Genomic DNA, 20567 nt, shown 5'->3' with positions numbered 1-20567 from the left:
ATATGCGTCTGTTCGCCATCGCCGCCCTGATCCTCGCCGCCGCCTGCACGCCCGCCGGGCAGCAGCAGGCGCCCGCCGAAGCCGGGATGGAGCGGACGGTGGCGCCGATTCTCACCACCGAGCAGGCGCGCGACCATCACAGCTTCGCCCGGCCGGAGGTGGCGCGGGTCACCCATGTCGCGCTCGACCTCGCCACCGACTTCGAGGCGCGGCGGATCGGCGGCACCGCGACGCTGGACATAGAGGCGGCGGACGGCGCGACCGAGATCGTGCTCGACAGCAAGGGGCTGGAGATCCAGTCGATCGCGACCGCCGACGGCGCGACGCTGCAATGGGCGCTGGGGCAAGGCGACGAGATTCGCGGCCAGCCGCTCACCGTCGCGATCGGCGAGGCGCGGCGGATCGTCGTCACCTACCGTTCCGCGCCCGACGCGCCGGCGCTGCAATGGCTGACCCCCGAACAGACGCTGGGCAAGCGCCACCCCTATCTGTTCAGCCAGGGCCAGGCGATCCTCAACCGCAGCTGGATCCCCACCCAGGACAGCCCCGGCATCCGCCAGACCTGGGAAGCGCGGGTGACCGCGCCCGAGCCGATCAAGGTGGTGATGAGCGCCGAGAATCTGGCGCCGGAGGGCGAGCCGGCGGGCGAAGGCCGCCGCGCCTACCGCTTCCGCATGGCCCAGCCGGTCGCGCCCTATCTGATCGCCATCGCCGCCGGCGACATCGCCTTCCGCGAGCTCGGTCCCCGCACCGGCGTCTGGACCGAGCCGGCGATGCTCGACGCCGCCGCGCGCGAACTCGGCGACACCGAACGGATGGTGGAGGCGGCGGAGGCGCTGTACGGCCCCTATCGCTGGGGCCGCTACGACATGATCGTGCTGCCGCCCTCCTTCCCGTTCGGCGGCATGGAAAACCCGATGCTGACCTTCCTGACGCCGACGATGATCGCCGGCGACCGCAGCCTCGTCAGCCTGATCGCGCACGAGCTCGCCCACAGCTGGTCCGGCAATCTCGTCACCAACGCCGCCTGGGCGGACTTCTGGCTGAACGAGGGCTTCACCACCTATTTCGAGAACCGGATCATGGAGGCGCTGTACGGCGAGAAGCGCGCCGCCCAGGAACGGGCGCTCGGCTGGGAGGACCTGCAGGAGGAGGCCGGCCAGTTGGCGCCGGCGATGACCCGCCTCCACCTCGATCTGACCGGCCAGGATCCGGACGCGGGCATGAACCAGATCGCCTATGAGAAAGGCGCGACCTTCCTGCGCACGCTGGAGCAGACGGTCGGCCGCGAACGGTGGGACGCCTATCTGCGCTCCTGGTTCGACCGCCACGCCTTCCAGCCGGCGACGTCGGAGATGTTCCTGGCGGACCTGCGCGCCAACCTGCTGTCGGCCGAGGAGGCGGAGCGGATCGGGCTGGAGCGCTGGGTCTACGAGCCCGGCATTCCCGAAAACGCCGTGCGCCCCGATCCGAACGCCTTCGCCGACGTCGACCGGGCGGTGACCGCTTATGCGGCGGGCGGCTCGGCGGCGGAGCTCGGTTGGCAGCAATGGACGACGGCGGAGCGGCTGCGCTTCCTGAACGCCCTTCCCCGCCAGCTCCCGCGCGAGCGGCTGGAGGCGCTCGACCGCCGCTTCGGGCTGAGCGAGGCCGGAAATGCGGAGGTGCTGTTCGCCTGGCTGCGGCTCGCCATCGGCAACCGCTACGACCCGGCGCTGCCCGCGGCCGAGCGCTTCCTGACCCAGATGGGCCGGCGCAAATTCGTCGCGCCTCTGTTCGAGGCGCTGGTCGCCCAGGGCGACTGGGGCCGCCCCGCCGCCGAGCGGATCTACGACCGCGCGCGGCCCGGCTACCATGCGGTGACGCAAGGCACGGTCGACCGGATCATGGGCCGCGGCGCGGACGCCTGAGCATCTTCGATCGACTTGCGCTGGACTTGTCCGAAACTGTCGCGCGGCGGCGTCCGCGCCATATTCTTTCCACGCCTTAACTAAGCATCAAACCTCTTGGGGATAGGAGGATCGGCACTCAGCCTGGACGCACTGGAAGCCGATGTATCACTCCCCCGTTCCCTTGGAAGTGGACCAGCAGCCGGAGGATGCGGCGGACACGGCTCACGAGCCGGTCGGCTACGAAACCGGCAGCGAGCGGCTCCGCGAGGCGCATCTCCACAACGGCCAGATCGAGGCGCGCGCCCAGTTCGCGCCCTATTTCGCGATCGTGGGCGTCGGCGCGTCGCTGGTCACCGCTTGGGCGCTGTTCGGCGAAATCCGGATCGAGCTGATCGTCGGCTGGGTCGCCATGGTCGCCTTCCTCAACTGGGCGTCCTACCGCCGGGTGATGGACGCCGCCGCCTGGGGCACCAGCCGCACCGCCAAGCGCAAGGCCGAATGGCTGGCCACCGGCGAAGCGATCGGCCTCGCCGCCGTGTGGACGGCGCTTCCGACCTACGCCTTCGCCGTCGCGCCCGAAGCGTCGATGATGCAGGTCGTGATCGGCGGCGCGATGGCCGCGATGATCAGCGCCTCGCTGGCGCTCGCCGCGATTCCCGCCGCCTCAATCGCCTGGATCGGCACGCTCACCGTCGCCTTCTGCCTCGCTTATTTCTTCGGCAGCGACACGCTCAATCCGCAGCTCGCCGCGACCTTCCTCGGCGTCGCCGCGGCCGGCATCTTCGGCGTCGCGCGCCTCACCCGCTGGACCTTCGCCCAGCTGCAGACCATCGCCAAGACCCGCACCCAGGCCGAATCGATCCGCCTGCTGCTGAAGGAATATGAGCATCGCGGCGTCGGCTGGCTGTGGCAGGTCGATGCCGAGAACCGGGTGGTCTACATCTCGTCGCGGATGACCGCCCTGCTCGGCCGGTCGACCACCCAGCTGATCGGCCATTCGCTGCCGGCGACGCTCGGCGGCAACAGCGTCCTCGGCCGGACGCTGCTGGAGCGCCAGCCCTTCTCCAACCTCGAAATGGAGCTCAAGACCCGGCGCGGCACCCGCTGGATCAGCCTGGCGGGCGATCCGATCATCGACATGGCGGGCCAGTTCCAGGGCTTCCGCGGGGTCGGCTCCGACATCACCGAAGTCAGGAAGACGCAGGAGCGCCTCACCAACCTCGCCAATATGGACGTATTGTCCGGCCTCCCCAATCGCGGCCGCGTACGCCAGCTGCTCGGCGAGTCGCTGTCGACGGCGACGTCGAGCAATGTGCCCTGCGCGATCATGTTCCTCGATCTCGACGGGTTCAAGCCGGTCAACGACACGTTCGGCCATCCCAAGGGCGACGCGGTGCTGAAGAGCGTGTCGCAGCGGCTCGTGCGCGAAGTCGGACAGCTCGGCCATGTCGGCCGCATGGGCGGCGACGAATTCGCGATCGTGATCCGCGACGCGCAGAGCCGCCGCACGGTGGAGAATCTTGCCGACCGGCTGATTCGTTCGGTCGCCGAGCCCTATCATATCGACAAGGCGGAGATCCGGATCGGCGTGTCGATCGGCTGCGCCTTCGGCCCGATCGACGGCCAGAGCGTCGACGACCTCATCCAGAAGGCGGACCTCGCCCTCTACCAAGCCAAGGCCCAGGGCCGCGGCACCTGCTGCTTCTTCAACGCCGACATGCAGAACGAGGCGGAAGACCGGCTGCGGCTGGAGCAGGACCTGCGCAACGGCCTCCAGATGGGCCAGTTCCGGCTGCTCTATCAGCCGCTGATCAGCGCCCTCGACCAGAGCCTGGTCGGCTTCGAGGCGCTGATCCGCTGGCACCACCCGACCCGCGGCATCGTGCCGCCCAACGAATTCATCCCGCTCGCCGAGGAATGCGGCCTGATCATGGATCTGGGCGAATGGGTGATCGAGGAGGCGTGCCGCGCCGCCGCCTGCTGGCCGGAACATGTGTCGGTGGCGGTGAACATCTCCGCCAAGCAGCTCATCTTCCCGGCGCTCCCCAATACGGTCAACGAGTCGCTCGGCCGCCACCGCCTGCAGGCCAACCGGCTGGAGCTGGAAGTGACCGAAAGCGTGTTCCTGGGCGACAGCGCCAACGCGCTCGACGTGCTGAAGCGGCTGCGCGCGCTCGGCGTCGGCATCGCGCTCGACGATTTCGGGACCGGCTATTCCTCGCTCGGCTATCTCAACAAGGCCGTGTTCCACAAATTGAAGATCGACGGCAGCTTCGTCCGGGAATCGGTCGAGAACCGGGAGACGGTGGCGATCATCCAGTCGATCGTCGGCCTCGCCAAGAGCTTCCGCATGACGGTGACGGCCGAGGGCGTCGAGACCGCCGACGACTTCACCCGGATGCGCGATCTCGGCGTCCACCAGATCCAGGGCTATCTGTTCGGCCGCCCGATGAGCTTCGAGCGCGCGTCCGAGCTGGTCCACGGCTCGCAAGGGGCGCGGCTCACCGCCTGAGCGCGGCCTTCTTGGTGCGGAGCGTCGGATCGGCCGCGGTGGGATCGTCCGGCCAGGGATGCTTCGGGTAGCGGCCGCGCATCTCCTTCGCGACATCGGCCCAGCTGCCGCGCCAGAAGCCGGGCAGGTCGCGCGTGGTCTGGATCGGCCGGCCCGCCGGCGAGGTCAAGGCGAGCACCAGCGGCACCCGTCCTCCCGCCACCGCCGGATGGTCCGACAGGCCGAACAGCGCCTGGACGCGGACGGTGACGGTGGGGCCGGCCTCCGCCTCGTAATCGATCTCGTGGCTGCTTCCCGCCGGCGTGGCGAAGCGTTCGGGTGCCAGCCGGTCGACCTTCTGCCGCCCCTCCCAGCCAAGCAGGGCGTCGAGCGTGCCGGAAAGGTCCGCCGGCGGGATGTCGCCGAGCCGGCGCCGGCCGGCGACCAGCAGCGGCAGCCAGTCGTCCAGGCAGCCGAGCAGGGCATCGTCCGACAGGTCCGGCACGGACGGATCGACCGCGCGGGCAAAGGCGGCGCGGCGGCGCAGCGCGCGGGCATGGCCGCTCCACAGCAGGAGGTGGAGGCCATGGGCCCGCACGCCCTCGACCAGCGCGGCCGCGACCGCGGCGGGATCCGGGCGGCTGTCCTGGCCGCCCGAGAGGCGGATGGCGCCGAGCCGGCGCCCGCGCGTCGCCGATACGCCGCCGGTCGCGGGGTCGAAGGTGATGTCGGCGCCGCTGACGATGCGGTCGGCGAACAGCTCCTCCACCGTCTGCCGGTCCACCGCCGCCGCCGACAGGATGCGCGCGCCGGCCGCGGCGCCGCCAACTTCGGCCACCGCCAGCCATTCCTCGCGCGCGAGCGGCGACAAGGGATCGAGCCGGAAGCCGCGGCCGCCCACGCTGATCCACTGCTCGCCCGAAGCGTCGCGGCGGCGGGCCACCCGGTCGGGGAAAGCGAGCGCGATGCAGGCGCCAAGCTCCCTCTCCCCTTCAGGGGAGAGGGTTGGGGAGAGGGGGCGGCTCGAGAAGCTTTTCTCCGGAGTGCGGGGCGGCTCCCCCGACTCCCCCTCTCCCAACCCTCTCCCCTGAAGGGGAGAGGGCTGTTGGAGCGCCAGCCACCGTCGCGCCAGGCCGCGGGCCGCCTCGGCGCGCTTGCCCTTGTCCGCGCGCCAGCGGCGCAGGCGCTGCTCGAGGTCGGGCTCGTTGCCGCCGAGGCCGCGTTCCGAGATCAGCACCGCCGCCTCGGCCGCCGTCCGGCCCCAGCCCCGCTCCGCTGCGGCGATCAGCATATGGGCGAGGCGCGGCGGCAGCGGCAGCGCGGCGACGGCCTTGCCGTGCGGGGTCGGGCGGCCGTCGCCGCCGATCGCGCCCAGCGACAGCAGCCGCCCGCGCGCCTCGTCGATCGCGGCGGCGGGCGGCGGGTCGATCCAGCACAACGCCCGCGGGTCGGCGACGCCCCAGAGCGCGCAGTCGAGCAGGAGCGCGCTGAGGTCCGCTTCCAGTATCTCCGGCGGGTCGAAGCGCGGCAGGGCGGCGGTCGCGGCCGCCTCCCACAACCGGTAGACCCGCCCCGGCCCCTGCCGCCCGGCCCGGCCGGCGCGCTGGGCCACGGCCGCCTGGCTGGCGCGTTCGGTGACGAGCCGGGTGATGCCGGCGGCGCGGTCGTAGCGCGGCCGCCGGGCGAGCCCGGAATCGACCACGATCCGGACGCCGTCGAGCGTCAGGCTGGTCTCGGCGATCGAAGTGGCGAGCACCACCTTGCGGCGCCCGGGCGGCGCGGCGGCGATGGCGGCGCGCTGCCGCCCGGGATCGAGCGTGCCGTGAAGGCGGTGGAGGTCGACATTGGCGGGCAGGCCCTCCAGCCGCTCGGCGGTCCGCTCGATCTCGGCGACGCCCGGCAGGAAGGCGAGCAGGCTTCCTTCCGCCTCGGCGAGGGCGCGGCGGACCGCGCCCGCCACCTCGTCCTCGATCCGCCGTTCGGCGGCGCGGCCGAGATGGACGGTCTCGACCGGAAACGCCCGGCCCGCGCTTTCCACCACCGGCGCGCCGCCGAGCAGATCGGCGAAGCGGGCGCCGTCGAGCGTGGCCGACATTGCGAGTAGACGCAGGTCGGGCCGCAGCGCGGCCTGCGCGTCGCGGGCGAGGGCGAGGCCGAAATCGCTGTCGAGGCTGCGCTCGTGCACCTCGTCGAACAGCACGGCCGAAACGCCGGCGAGCTCCGGATCGGCCTGGATGCGGCTGAGGAAGATTCCTTCGGTGAGGACGGTGATTCGGGTGCGGGCCGAGCGCTTGCTATCGAGCCGGGTCGCATAGCCGATCGTCCCGCCCGGCCGCTCGCCGGCCAGCTCCGCCATCCGCTCCGCCGCCGCCCGCGCCGCGAGCCGGCGGGGCGAGAGCAACAGGATCTCGCCCGTGCACCAGGGCTCGGCGAGCAAAGCCGGCGCCACCGCCGTCGTCTTGCCCGCGCCCGGCGGCGCCACCAGCACAGCATTCGGCCCGCGGCGAAGCGCGGCGAGGAGATCGCCGAGCACTTCGTGGATCGGGAGACCATTCATGAAGCGACTGGCCCGGGCGCCAAGAGGGCCGTCAGTAGGCGCGGCTGATCGCGAATTCGACCGCCTCCACCAGCGCCGCCTTGGCGCGGCCGGCCGGGAAAGGGCCGAGCGCGTCGATCGCGCGCTGGCCGTAGAGGCGGGCGCGTTCGAACGTGTCATCGAGCGCGCCGGTGTCGCGCAGCCGCAGGATCGCGTCGGCGAGATCGGCGTCGCTCGCGCGGTCGCCGGCCATGGCCGCGCGCCAGAAGGCGCGGTCCGCCTCCGAGCCGCGGGCATAAGCGAGGATGACGGGAAGCGTCGGCTTGCCGTCGCGGAAATCGTCGCCGACGCCCTTCCCCATCGTCTGCGCGTCCGAGGCATAGTCGATCGCGTCGTCGATCAGCTGGAAGGCGATGCCGAGATTGCGGCCGTAGCTGTCGAGCGCGCGCTCCACCGGCTCCTCGCGCTCGGCGACGACGGCGGCGATGCGGCAGGCGGCGGCGAACAGGGCCGCCGTCTTGGCGCTGATGATCTCCAGATAATGGTCCTCGCCGGTCTCGACCCGGCGCTGGGCGGTGAGCTGATCGACCTCGCCTTCCGCGATCACCGAGGAGGCGCGCGAGAGGATGCGCAGCACCTTGAGGCTGCCGTCCTCCACCATCAGCTCGAAGCTGCGCGAGAACAGGAAGTCGCCGACCAGCACGCTCGCCGGATTGCCCCAGATGATGTTGGCGGTGCGCTTGCCGCGCCGGAGGCCGGAGCCGTCGACCACGTCGTCGTGGAGGAGGGTCGCGGTGTGGATGAACTCGACCGCGGCGGCGAGCTTGTGGTGGCGGCTTCCCTGATAGTCGAGCAGCCGCGCGCAGGCGAGCGTCAGCATCGGCCGCATGCGCTTGCCGCCGCCGGCGATGAGGTGGCCGGCCAGCTCCGGAATCAGCGCGACGTCGCTCTGCATGCGGGCGAGGATCACGGCATTGACGTGATTGAGATCGGCCGCGACCAGCTGGATCATCGGATCGAGCGAGGGCACGCGCGCCGCGCCGCCGATCGGGTGAACGGTCGCGCTCACGGGATCACCACCACCGGCACCGGCGGCGCAGCGCCGGCGGCCTTCGCCATCGCGATTTCGAAAGTGGCGAAGGCCTCCAGGTTCCGGGAGGCGATGACGTGCAACATGTCGGCCCAATCGGCCCCAGCCGCGTGGCGGTCAAGGGCCCAGAGCAGGTCTTCCTTTCCGGCCACCCGGATCCGCGGAAGCGAGAGGAAATCGGCAATCACTTGGCAAAACCGGGCGCGCGACCATTTGTAGAAACTGCGCAGTACCCACTCGGCCTCCATCAACACGCCGTGGGCGACCCACAGCTCGTGCCGCTCCATCAGCGCTTGGGCGGCCGCGAGTTGGGTGGGATCATCCTCCAGCAGGAGCCGCAGGACGATGTTCGTATCGACGGAGATCAACTCGCGCCGCGCGTTCTTGCGAGATGGCGCCGCACCGCCTCCTCCTCGAGGATCAGCTTGATCTCCGCGTCGGTGAGAGGCGGGCGTCCGTCATGTTTGGGAAGGCTGCGCCGGAACTCTTCGTAACTGATCTCGTCACCGCCTCCGGTCGCCGCCCGTTCGGTCCCTTCCGTCGCGGCCTTCGGCCGGATCAGCACGCCGTCGGGGGAGGAGACGAGTTCGAGTTCGGTGTCCGCCGTCCAGCCCTGGCCGGCGACCACATCGCGGGGCACGACGACCTCGCCGGTCCTAGATAGGCGCGTGTGAGCGGTCATGCTCGCAAAATAGGCGCTCGCGCCGCCCCCCGCAATCTCAGCCGCACAGGGGTAGCTTCAGGCGGGCGAGGAGGCCGCCCAGATCCTCGCTCTCCTCGAGCCGGATCGAACCGCCGTAGATTTCGGCGACGTCGCGGACGATGGCGAGGCCGAGGCCGGTGCCGGGCTTGCCGGTGTCGAGCCTCGCGCCGCGGTCGAAGATCGAGGCGCGCTCCGCTTCCGGGATGCCGCGGCCGTCGTCCTCCACGTCGATCTCGACGCATTCGGGCGTCGTCCGGACGGTCACGAACACGCGTCCGCCGCCATATTTGGCCGCATTCTCGATGAGGTTGCCGACCATCTCGTCGAGATCCTGCCGCTCCACGCGCACCGCGGCGTCCTTGTCGCCGGCGAGATCGATCGTCACCTGTTCGTAGAGCCGCGACACCGCGCGCTCGACCGCCTGCAGCGCCGGCCACACGTCCGCCCGCGCCTGCGCGCTGGAGCGGCGGCCGATCGCGCGGGCGCGGGCGAGATGATGATCGACCTGGCGGCGCATCGTCGCCGCCTCCCGCCGCACGGCGTCGGCAAGGTCCGGCGCGTCGGCGGCGGCGGCGCTGGTCAGCACGGTGAGCGGCGTCTTCAGCGCATGGGCGAGATTGCCGGCGTGCCGCCGCGCCTCTTCCGCCTGCACCTCGTTATGGGCGAGGAGCGCGTTCAGCTCCTCGGTCAGCGGCTCGATCTCCTGCGGAAAGCGCTCCTCGATCCGCGATTTCTCGCCCGATCGGATCGAGGCGATCGACCGGCGCACCCGCCGCAGCGGCCACAGGCCGTAGATCGCCTGCAGCGCGGCCAGGATGACGAGCCCCAGGCCGAGGATGCCGAACGAGCGGATCATCGTCTTGCGCAGCACGCCGATCTGCTCGTCGAGGATGTCGCGGTTGTGCGCGACCTGGAACCGCCAGCGCACTGCCGATCCGGGCAGGCGCACGTCGCGCTCGATGATGCGCAGCGTCTCCATCGGAAAGGCGTCGGTGTCGTAGAGATGGGCGTCGAAATCCTCGTGCGCGGGCCCGACCGGCAGGCGTCGGTCCCACAGCGAGCGCGACGGAAAGGGCTCGAAGCCTTCGCCGGTCACCTGGAAGTAGAGACCCGAATAGGGCTCCAGGAAGCGCTGGTCGGCAGGCGGGCGGTTGAGGAACACCTCCCCGTCCGGTCCGATCTCCGACGATGCGATGAGCGCGGTCAGCACATATTCGAGCTGCGCGTCGAAATTGCGGGTGATCGCGCTCGTCAGCACCCGGTCGAGCGCATAGCCGCCGACGCCGAGCAGCAGCGCGATCCAGATCGCCGCCACGCCGATCATGCGGCGGGTGAGCGAGCCGGTCGAGGAGCGACGCGCCTCGGCCGCGGGCTTCGGCCGCTTCATCAGCATGCGGATGCTCGTGCCGTCATGGCGCCAGCCTGTCCGATCCCACATTGACCGCCGCTGAAACGGGCGCCCCGGCGGATCAGCTGCCCGGATCTTCCAGCGAATAGCCGAGGCCGCGGATGGTGGTGATCACGTCCGGACCCAGCTTCTTGCGGATGCGCGTCACGAACACCTCGATCGTGTTCGAATCGCGGTCGAAATCCTGGTCGTAGATATGTTCGATCAGCTCGGTCCGGCTCACCACCTTGCCCTTGTGGTGCATGAGGTAGGACAGGAGCTTGTACTCCTGGGCGGTGAGCTTCACCGGCTCGCCGGCCAGCGTCACCTTGCCCGAGCGCGTGTCGAGCCGGACGTCGCCGGCGGTCAGTTCCGAGCTGGCATTGCCGGACGCGCGGCGGATCAGGGCCCTCAGGCGCGCGATCAGCTCCTCGGTCTGGAACGGCTTGGCGAGATAGTCGTCGGCGCCGGCATCGAGCCCGGCCACCTTGTCCGACCAGCTGTCACGCGCGGTGAGGACGAGCACCGGCACGGCGATCCCCTCCTTGCGCCAGCGATCGAGCACGGTCAGCCCGTCCACTTCGGGAAGGCCGAGATCGAGCACGATCGCGTCGTAGCTTTCGGTCGAGCCCAGATAATGTCCGTCCTCGCCGTCGGTCGCGAGATCGACGGCATAGCCGGCCCCTTCCAGCGTGGCGCGCAGCTGGCGGCCCAGATTAGGTTCGTCCTCGACGATCAGAACCCGCATCGTCTTCCTCTCTGCCTCGGCTTCGGCCTGTTCACTGCCGTCCAACCAGCACATCCGCCGATGGTTTCATCGCCCGTGCGGAGCGGGATAGCAGCGCCGTTACGGACGCGCTACGGATTTCAGTTGCCGGAGCGGCCGATCTGGCGGCCGGTGCGCGCGTCGACATCGACCCAGATGACGTCGCCGCCGCGCATGAACTTCAGCCGGTAGACACCGGCGCGGGGATCGAATTCTGCGCCGATATAGTCGGCGCCGGGCACCTGCACGCGCGATCGGATCGCGGTGAGCGGGAGGATCTGGCCCTGCTGGGTGGCGCGGAACGCGGCGTCCTGATCGCGGTCGCGGCCCTGCGCGTGGAGCGTCGCCGCGGGCGCGGCGCAGGCCGCGGCGGCACAGATCAGGAGGAACTTACGCATGAACATGATCGCCGGTCTTTCGTGTGAAGCGAGCCTTGTCATAGGAGAGAAGCATTGAACAGGCCGTGAATGCCCGGCTAGCAACGGGCGCGAAGCTGTGGACCCGCGGCAACAGTGCGGCGCGAAAGGAACGAAGATGCGACTGATGGGCTTGGCGCTGGCCGCCGCGATTCTGGCCGGGCTCGCGTCCGCCGCCCCGGCCGCGGCGCAGGGGCCGCGGATGGAGCGGGTGCCGGACCGGCAGCCCGGCGAAGGCACGGGCCCGTTCCGGCGCATGGCGATCCGCGGCGCGATGCTGATCGACGGCAGCGGCGCGCCGCCGGTCGGCCCCGTCGACATCGTCGTCGCCGGCAACCGGATCGAGTCGGTGCGCCCGGCCGGAACCCCGGGCCTGCCGCTCCGCCCCGGCCGCGAGCCGCGCGACGCCGATCATGAGATCGACGCGACCGGCATGTACGTCATGCCCGGCTTCATCGACACGCACGGCCACAACGGCGATCCCGCCAAGGCGCCGAACGCCAGCTACGGCTATAAATTGTGGCTCGCCCACGGCGTCACCAGCGTGCGGGGCGTCTCGCTCTACTGGGGGCCGAACAATCCGTCGCTGTCGGACAAGAGGCGCTCGGCCGCCAACGAGATCGTCGCGCCGCGGCTGTTCGCCTATCTGTCGGTCGGCGACGGCTGGGACGGCGGACAGGTCCAGACGCCCGAGCAGGGCCGGCAGTGGGTGCGCTGGCTGGCGGCGCAGGGCTATGACGGGGTGAAGCTGTTCAACACCCAGCCGCCCGCGGTCACCGCCGCGGTGCTGGACGAGGCGCGCAAGCACCGGCTCGGCACCGTCGCCCATCTCGGCCAGGCCGGCGTCGCGGAGGTCGACGCCCGGCGCGCGACCGAGATGGGCCTGCACAGCGTCACCCATTTCTACGGCCATTTCGAAAGCCTGCTGCGCGACCGGCGCGTGCCCGCTTATCCGGCCGACTACAATTTCGCGGACGAGCAGATGCGGTTCGGCGACATGGCCCGGATCGCCGACCAGATCCACGCGCCGGGCGGCCCCGAATGGCGCACCTATCTGGAAGCGCAGCTGGAGCGCGGGGTGTTCTTCAACCCCACTTTCCACATCTATTCGGCCTCGCGCGACGTGATGCGCGCGCGCAACGCCGATTGGCACGAACGCTACACCCTGCCCTCGCTGCAGGCCTTCTTCTCGCCCAGCCGGATCAATCACGGCTCCTATTACTGGGACTGGACGACGGCCCATGAGGTCGCCTGGCGGCGCTTCTACGTGCCCTATATGCGGCTCATCAACGACTATAAGAATATGGGCGGCCGCGTCACCGTCGGCTCCGATCCCGGCTATATCTACCAGACCTGGGGCTTCTCCTACGTGGGCGAGCTCGAGATGCTGCAGGAGGCGGGCTTCTCGCCGTTGGAGGTGATCCAGGCGGCGACCTGGAACGGGGCGCAGGAGATATTCGAGCCGAAGGGCGAGGCGCCGCCGATCGGCCTCGTCCGCCCGGGCATGCTCGCCGATCTCGTCATCGTCCCCGAAAATCCGCTGCAGAACCTCAAGACCCTCTACGGCACCGGCCATGTCCGGCTGAACGAGGCGACCCAGCAAGCGGAGCGGGTCGGCGGCGTGCGCTGGACCGTCAAGGACGGCATCGTCTACGATGCCCGCGCCTTGCTCGCCGATGTGGCGCGGATGGTCGAGGAGCAGAAATCGCGGGAGGACTGACATGGGTTGGCTCGCCTCGCTGACCGGCGCCGCCGCAGCCCTGACGCCCATTCACTACCAGGCCGCGCCCGTGATCGGCGCCGACGGGCTTGCGGCCGTCGAGCTGCGGGCTGAATTCGACGGCGACGCCGACGGACGCACGAACCTCTTCCTTCCCGACCGCTGGGCCGGGGCCGAGCGGTTGTACGAGCGACTCTCCGAACTGGACGTGGAGGGCGGCCGTCTGGAAAGCGGCGGCGATCCGGCGCGCCGGATCATCGTCCATCCGCCCGGCGCGCGGATCACGGTTCGCTATCGGCTGCCGCTCTCCGGCGCCGATCCCGGCCTCGATTTCCAGAAGGCGCGGCCGGTGGTCCGCCCGGGCTGGTTCTACATCCATGGCGAAGGCGCGTTCGTGTCGACCGGCGAGCCGGATCGGCCCGCGACCTTCCGCTGGGGCGCGGCGCCGGACGGATGGCGGCTGACGAGCGACATCGAGGCGCGGACCGCCCTCACCGCGAACGAGGTCGGGGGGAGCATCCTGTTCGGCGGCACCGACCTGCGCGTCGAGGAGCGCGAAGTCGGCGGCCGGCCCGTCAAGGTCGTGCTGCGCGGTGAATGGCGCTTCAGCGACGCCGATCTCAGCGATACGGTGGCGGCCATCGTCGACGAGGGCAACCGGTGGCTGGAAGCGGAGGCGGTGCCCTATTTCGTGTCGCTGGTCCCCCTGGACGGCGGCGCCGCGGGCGGAACGAGTACGCATGGGACCGGCCGCACCGCCGGCTTCGCCCTCGCCTCGACCTCCAACGCCGAGCTGCCTTTTCTCAGGCGCCTGGTCGCGCATGAATATGGCCATCGCTGGTTCGGCGGCAGCTTCGGCCCAACCGCGGCCGAACAGGGCTCCGAATTCTGGTTCACCGAAGGCTTCGGCGACTTCGCCGCCGCCCGCTGGCTGCTCCGCTCCAACGCGTGGCGCGCGAGCGACTATCTGGCGCACCTCAACGAGGTGCTGCTCCGCTACGCCGCCTCTCCCGCGCGCAACCTTCCCAACGGCGAGATCGGCCGCCGTTTCTGGGACGATCCGGCCGTCATGCAGCTGCCCTACGACCGCGGCCATCTGTTCGCGCTGCTGCTCGACGCGGAGGCGGGAGGCGGAGCGGTCCGCCACGCCCTCGCGCGGATGGCGCGCGGAACCGGCTTCGCGCCGGAGGAGACGCAGGGCGCCCGCTTCGCCCGCGCCTTCGGCCTCGCTCCCGAACGGCTGAACGCGATGCTGGACGGGGCGGACCTCGTCCTCCCGCAGGACCTGCTCGCCCCCTGCGGCCGGATCGTCTGGGCGGAACAGCCGATCTACGCCACGGGCTATACGGTGGAGGAACGGACCGAGGGACTGTTCTTCGCGACCGTGGCGGAGGATCATCCGGCCTGGGCCGCCGGGCTGCGCCCCGGCATGCGCTACGTGAAGCGGGAATCCTTCCGCCACGGCGACTCGACCGTGCCGACCGTCATGCGGGTGGCCGACGCCGAAGGGGAGCGGCTGTTGAGCTGGCTCCCCGCCGGGGGGGACATGGTCCGTCATCAGCGCATCGAAGCGGGCGCCGGCACCGACAGCGAGGCCTGCCTCGCCCGGATCGACGCGGTGGCGAGCCGATAGTCCCACGTCGCGGCTCAGCCCCGCGCCGGCAGCAGGCGGGGGTTGCGGAGCAGAGCCGCGGAGATCAGGGCGACGACCAGCCCGACCGGGAAGATCTCGGCGAAGGTGACCGCCACCCGCGCCAGCGGATTGGCGTACCAGGCGCGCATCGAATCGAAGCCCGCCACCTCCCGCGCGATCTCCGCCGGCGGCACGCCCGCCGCCTCGCGGGCGCGGACGATGCCGGCGATATAATCGTCCATGAAGCGATAGTCGGTCGCGGCGAGATAGATTTCCCACACGGCCACATAGGCGACCGCCGCGACGCCCGCGATGGCGAGCCCCATGCCGAAGGCGGGGGCGAAGCGGATCACGCCGCCTTTCTCCACGTCGCGGTAGCGCTTCACGCCGACGAAGATCAACGTGAGCGCGACCAGCATCACCAGGTAGCCGAACAGCTGCGAGCCGAAGAGATGCTGGCTGCCGAACAGCCCCAGGCCGGTCAGGATGGCGGCGATGATCGCGACACCGGACAGGATGCCGTAGACGAGCGCATATTTCATGGGCCTTCACTCCCCTGTTGAGACGCCGCCAACAAAGCGCGGCGCCGGCCGCGGCGCCATCGCCCGATCGGGTGAGTCCGGGCCAGTCGCCTCATGGGATGAGCGCCAGCCGCCGCCCCGTCTCGATCGCCTCGATGCGGTTGCGCGCCTCCAGCTTCTCGAACAGGCGGGCGAGGTGGGTCTTCACCGTATTGGGCGAGATGCCGAGATCGCGCGCCAGCTCCTTGTTCGACCGGCCCGAGGCGAGCAGCTCCAGCAGCTCGCATTCGCGCGGCGTCAGGCCGAGCGACTTCGCCGCCGCCGCGTTGCGCTCGAACACCGCCGGCGCAGGCCGCGGCGTCAGCTTGCGCCCGGCCCACAGGCCGAGGCCGGCGAAGCCGGCGGCGATCAGCACCACATAGAGTTCGGTCGGAAAGGCGAAGGCGAAATGGCGGAAGCGCAGCCATTCCAGCGCGGCGGCGGCCAGCGCCAGCGCCAGGGCATAGAGGATCACCGTCCGCGCCATGCGCCGAAGCTGCCAGAAAAGCCGCGGCCAGGCGAGGGGCGGCGTTGAGCCGGGGCGGCTTCGCACCTATGTCGCCGCCATGTCCGCACCCGTGCTCGCTTATGAAAATCTCGGTCTGGTCCAGGGATCGGGCTGGCTGTTCCGCGGCCTCGACCTGTTCGTCGGCGCGCGCGACCGGCTGGCGCTGATCGGCCGCAACGGCGCCGGCAAGACGACGCTGCTGAAATGCATCGCCGGGATGATCGAGACCGACGAAGGCCGCCGCACCATCCAGCCCGGAACCCGCGTCGTGCTGCTGGAACAGGATCCGCCGGTCGACCGCTTCGCGACGCTGCGCGACTTCGCGCTCGCCGCGCCGGACGCGCCGGCGCCGCACGAGGTGGAGGCGATCGCCAGCCAGATCGGCATCGATCTCGACATGCCGGCCGCGACCGCCAGCGGCGGCGAGCGGCGCCGCGCCGCCATCGCCCGCGCGCTCGCGCAGGCGCCCGACGTGCTGCTGCTCGACGAGCCCACCAACCATCTCGACCTCGCCGCGATCGAATGGCTGGAGGAATGGCTCGGCCGCTATGCGGGCGCCTTCATCGCGATCAGCCACGACCGCACCTTCCTCACCCGGCTGACCCGATCGTCGCTGTGGCTGGACCGGGGCAGCCTGCGCCGCGCGGAGATCGGCTTCGGCGGCTTCGAGGCCTGGACCGAGCAGGTCTATGCCGAAGAGGCGCGCGCGGCCGAGAAGCTCGACGCCAAGCTGAAGCTGGAACTGCACTGGCTGCAGCGCGGGGTCACCGCCCGGCGCCGGCGCAACCAGGGCCGGCTCGCCAAGCTCAACGACATGCGCGCGGCGCGGGCGGCGATGCTGGGGCCGGCCGGCACCGCGAAGCTCGGCCTGCAGAACGACGACGTTAAGACCCGGATGGTGATCGAGGCGGACGGCGTCGCCAAGAGCTATGGCGCGCGCGCCGTGATCCGCGACTTCTCGCTGCGCATCCAGCGCGGCGACCGGATCGGCGTGGTGGGCGCCAACGGCACCGGCAAGACGACCTTGCTGAAGCTGCTGACCGGCGAGATCGAACCGGACGGCGGCACCGTGAACCGCGCCAGGACGCTCGACGGCGTCGTCATCGACCAGCAGCGCAAGCTGCTCGATCCCGACAAGCGCGTGCGCGACGTGCTCGCCGATGGCGGCGACTGGATCGAGGTGCGCGGGCACAAGAAGCACGTCCAGGGCTATCTGAAGGAGTTCCTGTTCGAACCGGGCCTGGTCGACGCGAAGATCGGCACCCTGTCGGGCGGCGAGCGCTCGCGCCTGCTGCTGGCGCGCGAGTTCGCCCGCCGCTCCAACCTGCTGGTGCTCGACGAGCCGACCAACGACCTCGACCTCGAGACGCTCGACCTGCTGCAGGAGGTGATCGCCGATTACGAAGGCACCGTCCTCATCGTCAGCCACGACCGCGACTTCCTCGACCGGACGGTGACGATCACGCTCGGCCTCGACGGATCGGGCAAGGTGGACGTGGTCGCCGGCGGCTATGAGGATTGGGTGCGCAAGCGCCGTCAATCCGCCCCGTCGCCGGGCGAGCGCGGCCGGCGCGCCGCCCCGCCCGCCGCCGAGCCGCGCCGCCGCGACGCCAGGGCCAAGCTGTCCTACAAGGACCAGCGCGACCTCGACCTGCTGCCGGCGCGGGTCGAGGAGCTGGAGGCGCTCATCGCCCGGGACGAGGCGGCGCTGTCCGATCCCGACCTCTACGCCCGCGACCCGGCCCGCTTCGCCGCCCTCACCCGGGCGATCGAGCAGGCCCGCGCCGAACGCGACCGCGCCGAGGAACGCTGGCTCGCCCTCGCCGAACAGGCCGAGGCGCTAGCGGGCTGACGCGCCGAGCCGGCGGGGGGGCGGCGGGGCCGTGGGGGCGCTAAGGTTCGGAAGGTTCGGCGTGCGGGAAAAATCCCGTCGATCACTGGCGGCGGATTGATCGAGCGGGGCGATCAGCGGCGGGGCGGGGTTGTGGGTCGGGTGGCGCATTTTTGGGATTGAACCAGAAAGGTTCGCTGTAGGACAGCTTTTTCTTCGGGGCGGCTTCGGAAGGGTTCACGCGAAGGCGCGAAGCGCGAAGGGTTGTTCGCGCAGAGACGCAGAGACGCGGAGGGTTCGGAGCGGGCGTCGCCCGAAGGGCTGGACATCCGAAGGCGGTAGGACGGAACGGGCGGCGATCAGGAAAGCACTGCGCGCGGGGCGGCACGGCCTCTCTGCGCCTCTCCGCCTCTGCGCGAACGATTCTCCCCGCGTCGCAATGGTGAGGCGGACGGGGAATCGGGAGGGCCGCGCCATTCGTTCACGCGGAGGCGCGGAGGAAGGAGGGAGGCGCGGAGGGTGCCTTGGCCAAAGGGCCGTCGCGTCCGACTGAACCGCACCCGCCACCGCGGCGCGGAGTGGCCGGCGCTACGCGCCCTTCCCTTCTCGGCGCCTCTTCTTCTCCTCCGCGCCTCCGCGCGGAACAGCAGCAGTGGAGCCAGGTTCCGGGCGTGACACGGACCACTCCGATCAGCGATAGACCTCGCGCCGGTGGCCGACCTCGATGACGAACACCGTCACGACCGCGTCCTCGATCCGGCAGACGGCGCGATAGTCGCCGACGCGGTAGCGCCAATAGCCGGTCCAGTTGCCGATCATGGCCTCACCCGTGTCGCGCGGGTCGTGGCCCTGGATGGCGCGCTCCAGCGTGGCGACGATGCGGTGCGAGATGTTCGAAGGAAGCTTCCTGAGCTGCTTGAGCGCCTTGGGGGTGAACTCAATCGTCCATGCCGAGCGCACGTTTCACCTCCTCCAGCGAAACGGTCTGCTTCGGATCATGCTCTCTCCACGCCTCGACGGCGATCGCATAATCCTCGAGATCCTCGAGATAAGCGAGCAGCGCCTTGCGGGCGAGCTCGCCGGGCGCCTCGCCGACCCGCGCGGCGAGATCGGCAAGGTGGCGTTCGAGCTGCGGATCGAGCGGGATTTCGAGCATATGGCGCGTCCTGGAGGTGTTAGATGAAACTAACATATGGTGGGGCGGACGGCGAGTCGGGCAGACCGCGCCGTCCTTTCACGCGGAGGCGCGGAGGGATTGTTCGCGCGGAGGCGCAGAGACGCGGAGGGTTCGGAGCGGGCGTCGCCCGAAGGGCTGGACATCCGAAGGCGGTAGGGCCGAGCGGCCGGTGACCGGAAAGCGCTGCGCGAGGGGCCGCACGGCCTCTCTGCGCCTTTGCGCCTCTGCGCGAACCATTCTCCCCGCGTCGCGATGGTGAGGCGGACGGGGAGTCGGGAGGGCCGCGCCATTCGTTCACGCGGAGGCGCGGAGGAAGGAGGGAGGCGCGGAGGGTGCCATGGCCGAAGGCCCGCCTCTTCCCGACGAGGTTGCACCCGCCACAGCGGCGGGTTTGCCGACGGAGCGCGCCCCTTCTCTTCTCCGCGCCTCTCCTCCTCCTCCGCGTCTCCGCGTGAAACAGCGCCGGTGGAGCCACGTCCTATCATGACACGGACCACCCCGGATCAGCGATAACCCTCGCGCCGCAGGCGGCCCTCAATGACGAACACGGTGACCATAGCATTCTCGATCCGGGACGGCCGATAACCGCCTGCCCGGTAGAGCCGGTAGCTCGTCCATTTGCCGATTAGCGCCCTGCACATGCCGATCCAAGCGGTGGGCGGCGACGGCTCAGATGGCGTAAGGCCGTGTCCCCCACCCTTCCGGAACTGCTCCCATTCTCACGCGAAGCGCTCAATTTCCAGCTGGAAGCCGACAAAAAGCCCATCCAACACAGCCTGCTGAAGCGTGAAGTAAGGATCAGCCAACGAGGCAACACTCTTTCCCCTAAGGTCTTTGGCGAGCAAACCACGAACTTGCTCATCTATGCGCCTAAGCTTAAACAAGATAGAAGTTTTCCCGGTTTTACGTAAACCAAACAATCCTCTATTCTGCGAGAGCTTAGATGAATTTAAGAATTCCGCTACGATCTGATCTCTTCCAAAGAAGAATAAATCGTTTATTAAAGGCAGCTGCTCATTGAACAAATCTCTAGAGTACAATTGATCGGACATTTGTTGCCGAATAAACCAAGGGTCTGCGCGGCCGCTTAGCACTTCCTTTAGGGTCAGAACTATTGGAACACGGGACTGAGGATTGAGAGCAGAATAGTTTTCTACCCACTCCTTGCTACCCTCATTCTTAGTAACAAAAAAGAAAGTGGTTTGATCTACGCGCCCCTTCGCGGGAGTGTCCTGCAATGCCTCCTCAATTGCTTGCATCGTTCTAGGTTGAACACTGTTGTAGTCAGATATAACGAGGAGCACCTCTGATGTGATGCCAAATTGATCCTGGATAGTTCGCTCAGGCTGCAAAAACATGAATGACAGTTCAGAGCCCCGATAAGTCTTTCGCTCCGCATAGGTTACGTCAAAGTTTGCTAGGAAAGGAACTAGGACGTCGCGCTCCCCGACGCGCCATCGGAAGTGAAGCGCTGCTTTTTCGTGGATCGTCCCCATGCTATTCCCCCCTCACGTAATTCTAAATTACCGCAGTTCGATGCACCATGCGATCGGTCCATGACCAACGAGGATCGACGGAGACTCCACGGGTGCACGTGTGACAGGTGTCTAGCACAACGAATGCTCACAAGGAAAATGGCCGTTCCACTCCCAACAACCTTTCGCTCGCGGATCGTACCGGAAGCGGATTCTCTTTTCCCATCAGCGCTGCAGTCGGTGCGCAGCCGCTGGTCAGGTTGCTAAGCGCCGCCCAAGCCTCGCCGCTGGTTCTACCCTGGACACACTGAGAACAAGCTTGGCCGCCTCATTACTCGCGTCGGCTTCTCGCCCCTCATCAATCGGCTTCAGGAGGGCCTGC

17 protein-coding genes are annotated in these 20567 nt (G+C 69.5%); 5 read left to right on the top strand and 12 right to left on the bottom strand.

What is annotated here, in order from left to right; genetic code table 11:
- Positions 1–2 precede the first annotated feature (2 nt).
- Positions 3–1910 carry a M1 family metallopeptidase gene (locus ACK4K7_RS02365; RefSeq protein ID WP_431863546.1) on the top strand — a complete coding sequence of 636 codons (1908 nt, stop codon included), beginning with the start codon at positions 3–5 and terminating at the stop codon, positions 1908–1910.
- 169 nt (positions 1911–2079) lie between these two features.
- Positions 2080–4404, top strand: coding sequence for a putative bifunctional diguanylate cyclase/phosphodiesterase (locus tag ACK4K7_RS02360; protein WP_431863545.1), 2325 nt, complete (start codon positions 2080–2082; stop codon positions 4402–4404).
- On the opposite strand, the gene hrpB is transcribed toward ACK4K7_RS02360, so the two are convergent.
- From hrpB to ACK4K7_RS02325, 7 genes are all read right to left on the bottom strand, one after another.
- Positions 4394–6940: an ATP-dependent helicase HrpB gene (hrpB, locus tag ACK4K7_RS02355; protein WP_431863544.1), complete on the bottom strand. Its 2547-nt coding sequence runs from the start codon at positions 6938–6940 to the stop codon at positions 4394–4396. The genes ACK4K7_RS02360 and hrpB overlap by 11 nt on opposite strands.
- Positions 6941–6971: 31 nt before the next feature.
- Entirely contained in the window at positions 6972–7988 is a 1017-nt protein-coding gene (locus ACK4K7_RS02350) for a polyprenyl synthetase family protein (protein WP_431863543.1), read from the bottom strand.
- On the bottom strand, positions 7985–8377 hold the full coding sequence (locus ACK4K7_RS02345) for a type II toxin-antitoxin system VapC family toxin (RefSeq protein ID WP_431863542.1): 393 nt from the start codon (positions 8375–8377) through the stop codon (positions 7985–7987). Before ACK4K7_RS02345 ends, ACK4K7_RS02350 begins: the two co-directional genes overlap by 4 nt.
- A complete protein-coding gene (locus ACK4K7_RS02340; RefSeq protein WP_431863541.1) occupies positions 8374–8691 on the bottom strand; it encodes an AbrB/MazE/SpoVT family DNA-binding domain-containing protein in 318 nt (105 codons plus the stop codon). Before ACK4K7_RS02340 ends, ACK4K7_RS02345 begins: the two co-directional genes overlap by 4 nt.
- A gap of 37 nt (positions 8692–8728) precedes the next feature.
- Positions 8729–10036 (bottom strand): ATP-binding protein, encoded by a 1308-nt coding sequence (locus tag ACK4K7_RS02335; RefSeq protein WP_431863631.1) that lies wholly within the window; start codon positions 10034–10036, stop codon positions 8729–8731.
- 145 nt (positions 10037–10181) lie between these two features.
- Complete coding sequence (locus tag ACK4K7_RS02330) at positions 10182–10847, bottom strand: response regulator transcription factor (RefSeq protein ID WP_431863539.1); 666 nt, start codon at positions 10845–10847, stop codon at positions 10182–10184.
- A gap of 119 nt (positions 10848–10966) precedes the next feature.
- Positions 10967–11263: a hypothetical protein gene (locus tag ACK4K7_RS02325; RefSeq protein ID WP_431863538.1), complete on the bottom strand. Its 297-nt coding sequence runs from the start codon at positions 11261–11263 to the stop codon at positions 10967–10969.
- Positions 11264–11399: 136 nt separating this feature from the next.
- Here ACK4K7_RS02325 and ACK4K7_RS02320 point away from each other — a divergent pair, with 136 nt between their 5' ends.
- Together ACK4K7_RS02320 and ACK4K7_RS02315 are read left to right on the top strand one after the other, a co-directional pair.
- Complete coding sequence (locus ACK4K7_RS02320) at positions 11400–13001, top strand: amidohydrolase family protein (protein WP_431863537.1); 1602 nt, start codon at positions 11400–11402, stop codon at positions 12999–13001.
- A gap of 1 nt (position 13002) precedes the next feature.
- Positions 13003–14634: a hypothetical protein gene (locus tag ACK4K7_RS02315; protein WP_431863536.1), complete on the top strand. Its 1632-nt coding sequence runs from the start codon at positions 13003–13005 to the stop codon at positions 14632–14634.
- Positions 14635–14648: 14 nt separating this feature from the next.
- Here ACK4K7_RS02315 and ACK4K7_RS02310 read toward each other — a convergent pair whose 3' ends face one another.
- Both ACK4K7_RS02310 and ACK4K7_RS02305 read right to left on the bottom strand, forming a co-directional pair.
- A complete protein-coding gene (locus ACK4K7_RS02310) occupies positions 14649–15176 on the bottom strand; it encodes a DUF4199 domain-containing protein (RefSeq protein ID WP_431863535.1) in 528 nt (175 codons plus the stop codon).
- 91 nt (positions 15177–15267) lie between these two features.
- Positions 15268–15681 carry a LuxR C-terminal-related transcriptional regulator gene (locus ACK4K7_RS02305; protein WP_431863534.1) on the bottom strand — a complete coding sequence of 138 codons (414 nt, stop codon included), beginning with the start codon at positions 15679–15681 and terminating at the stop codon, positions 15268–15270.
- A 79-nt stretch (positions 15682–15760) separates the two neighbouring features.
- Between ACK4K7_RS02305 and ACK4K7_RS02300 the strand changes: the two genes are divergently transcribed.
- Positions 15761–17554: an ABC-F family ATP-binding cassette domain-containing protein gene (locus ACK4K7_RS02300; RefSeq protein ID WP_431863533.1), complete on the top strand. Its 1794-nt coding sequence runs from the start codon at positions 15761–15763 to the stop codon at positions 17552–17554.
- Between the two features lie 669 nt (positions 17555–18223).
- Here ACK4K7_RS02300 and ACK4K7_RS02295 read toward each other — a convergent pair.
- From ACK4K7_RS02295 to ACK4K7_RS02285, 3 genes are all read right to left on the bottom strand, one after another.
- Positions 18224–18493 carry a type II toxin-antitoxin system RelE family toxin gene (locus tag ACK4K7_RS02295; RefSeq protein ID WP_431863532.1) on the bottom strand — a complete coding sequence of 90 codons (270 nt, stop codon included), beginning with the start codon at positions 18491–18493 and terminating at the stop codon, positions 18224–18226.
- A complete protein-coding gene (relB, locus tag ACK4K7_RS02290; RefSeq protein ID WP_431863531.1) occupies positions 18471–18689 on the bottom strand; it encodes a type II toxin-antitoxin system RelB family antitoxin in 219 nt (72 codons plus the stop codon). Before relB ends, ACK4K7_RS02295 begins: the two co-directional genes overlap by 23 nt.
- A 740-nt stretch (positions 18690–19429) precedes the next feature.
- Positions 19430–20206, bottom strand: coding sequence for a hypothetical protein (locus tag ACK4K7_RS02285; RefSeq protein ID WP_431863530.1), 777 nt, complete (start codon positions 20204–20206; stop codon positions 19430–19432).
- Positions 20207–20567 lie beyond the last annotated feature (361 nt).

Source organism: Allosphingosinicella sp. (assembly GCF_046295735.1).
GTDB lineage: Bacteria > Pseudomonadota > Alphaproteobacteria > Sphingomonadales > Sphingomonadaceae > Allosphingosinicella.
The sequence above is the reverse complement of the archived record's forward strand: the minus strand, read 5'-3'. Positions and strand labels throughout refer to the sequence as shown.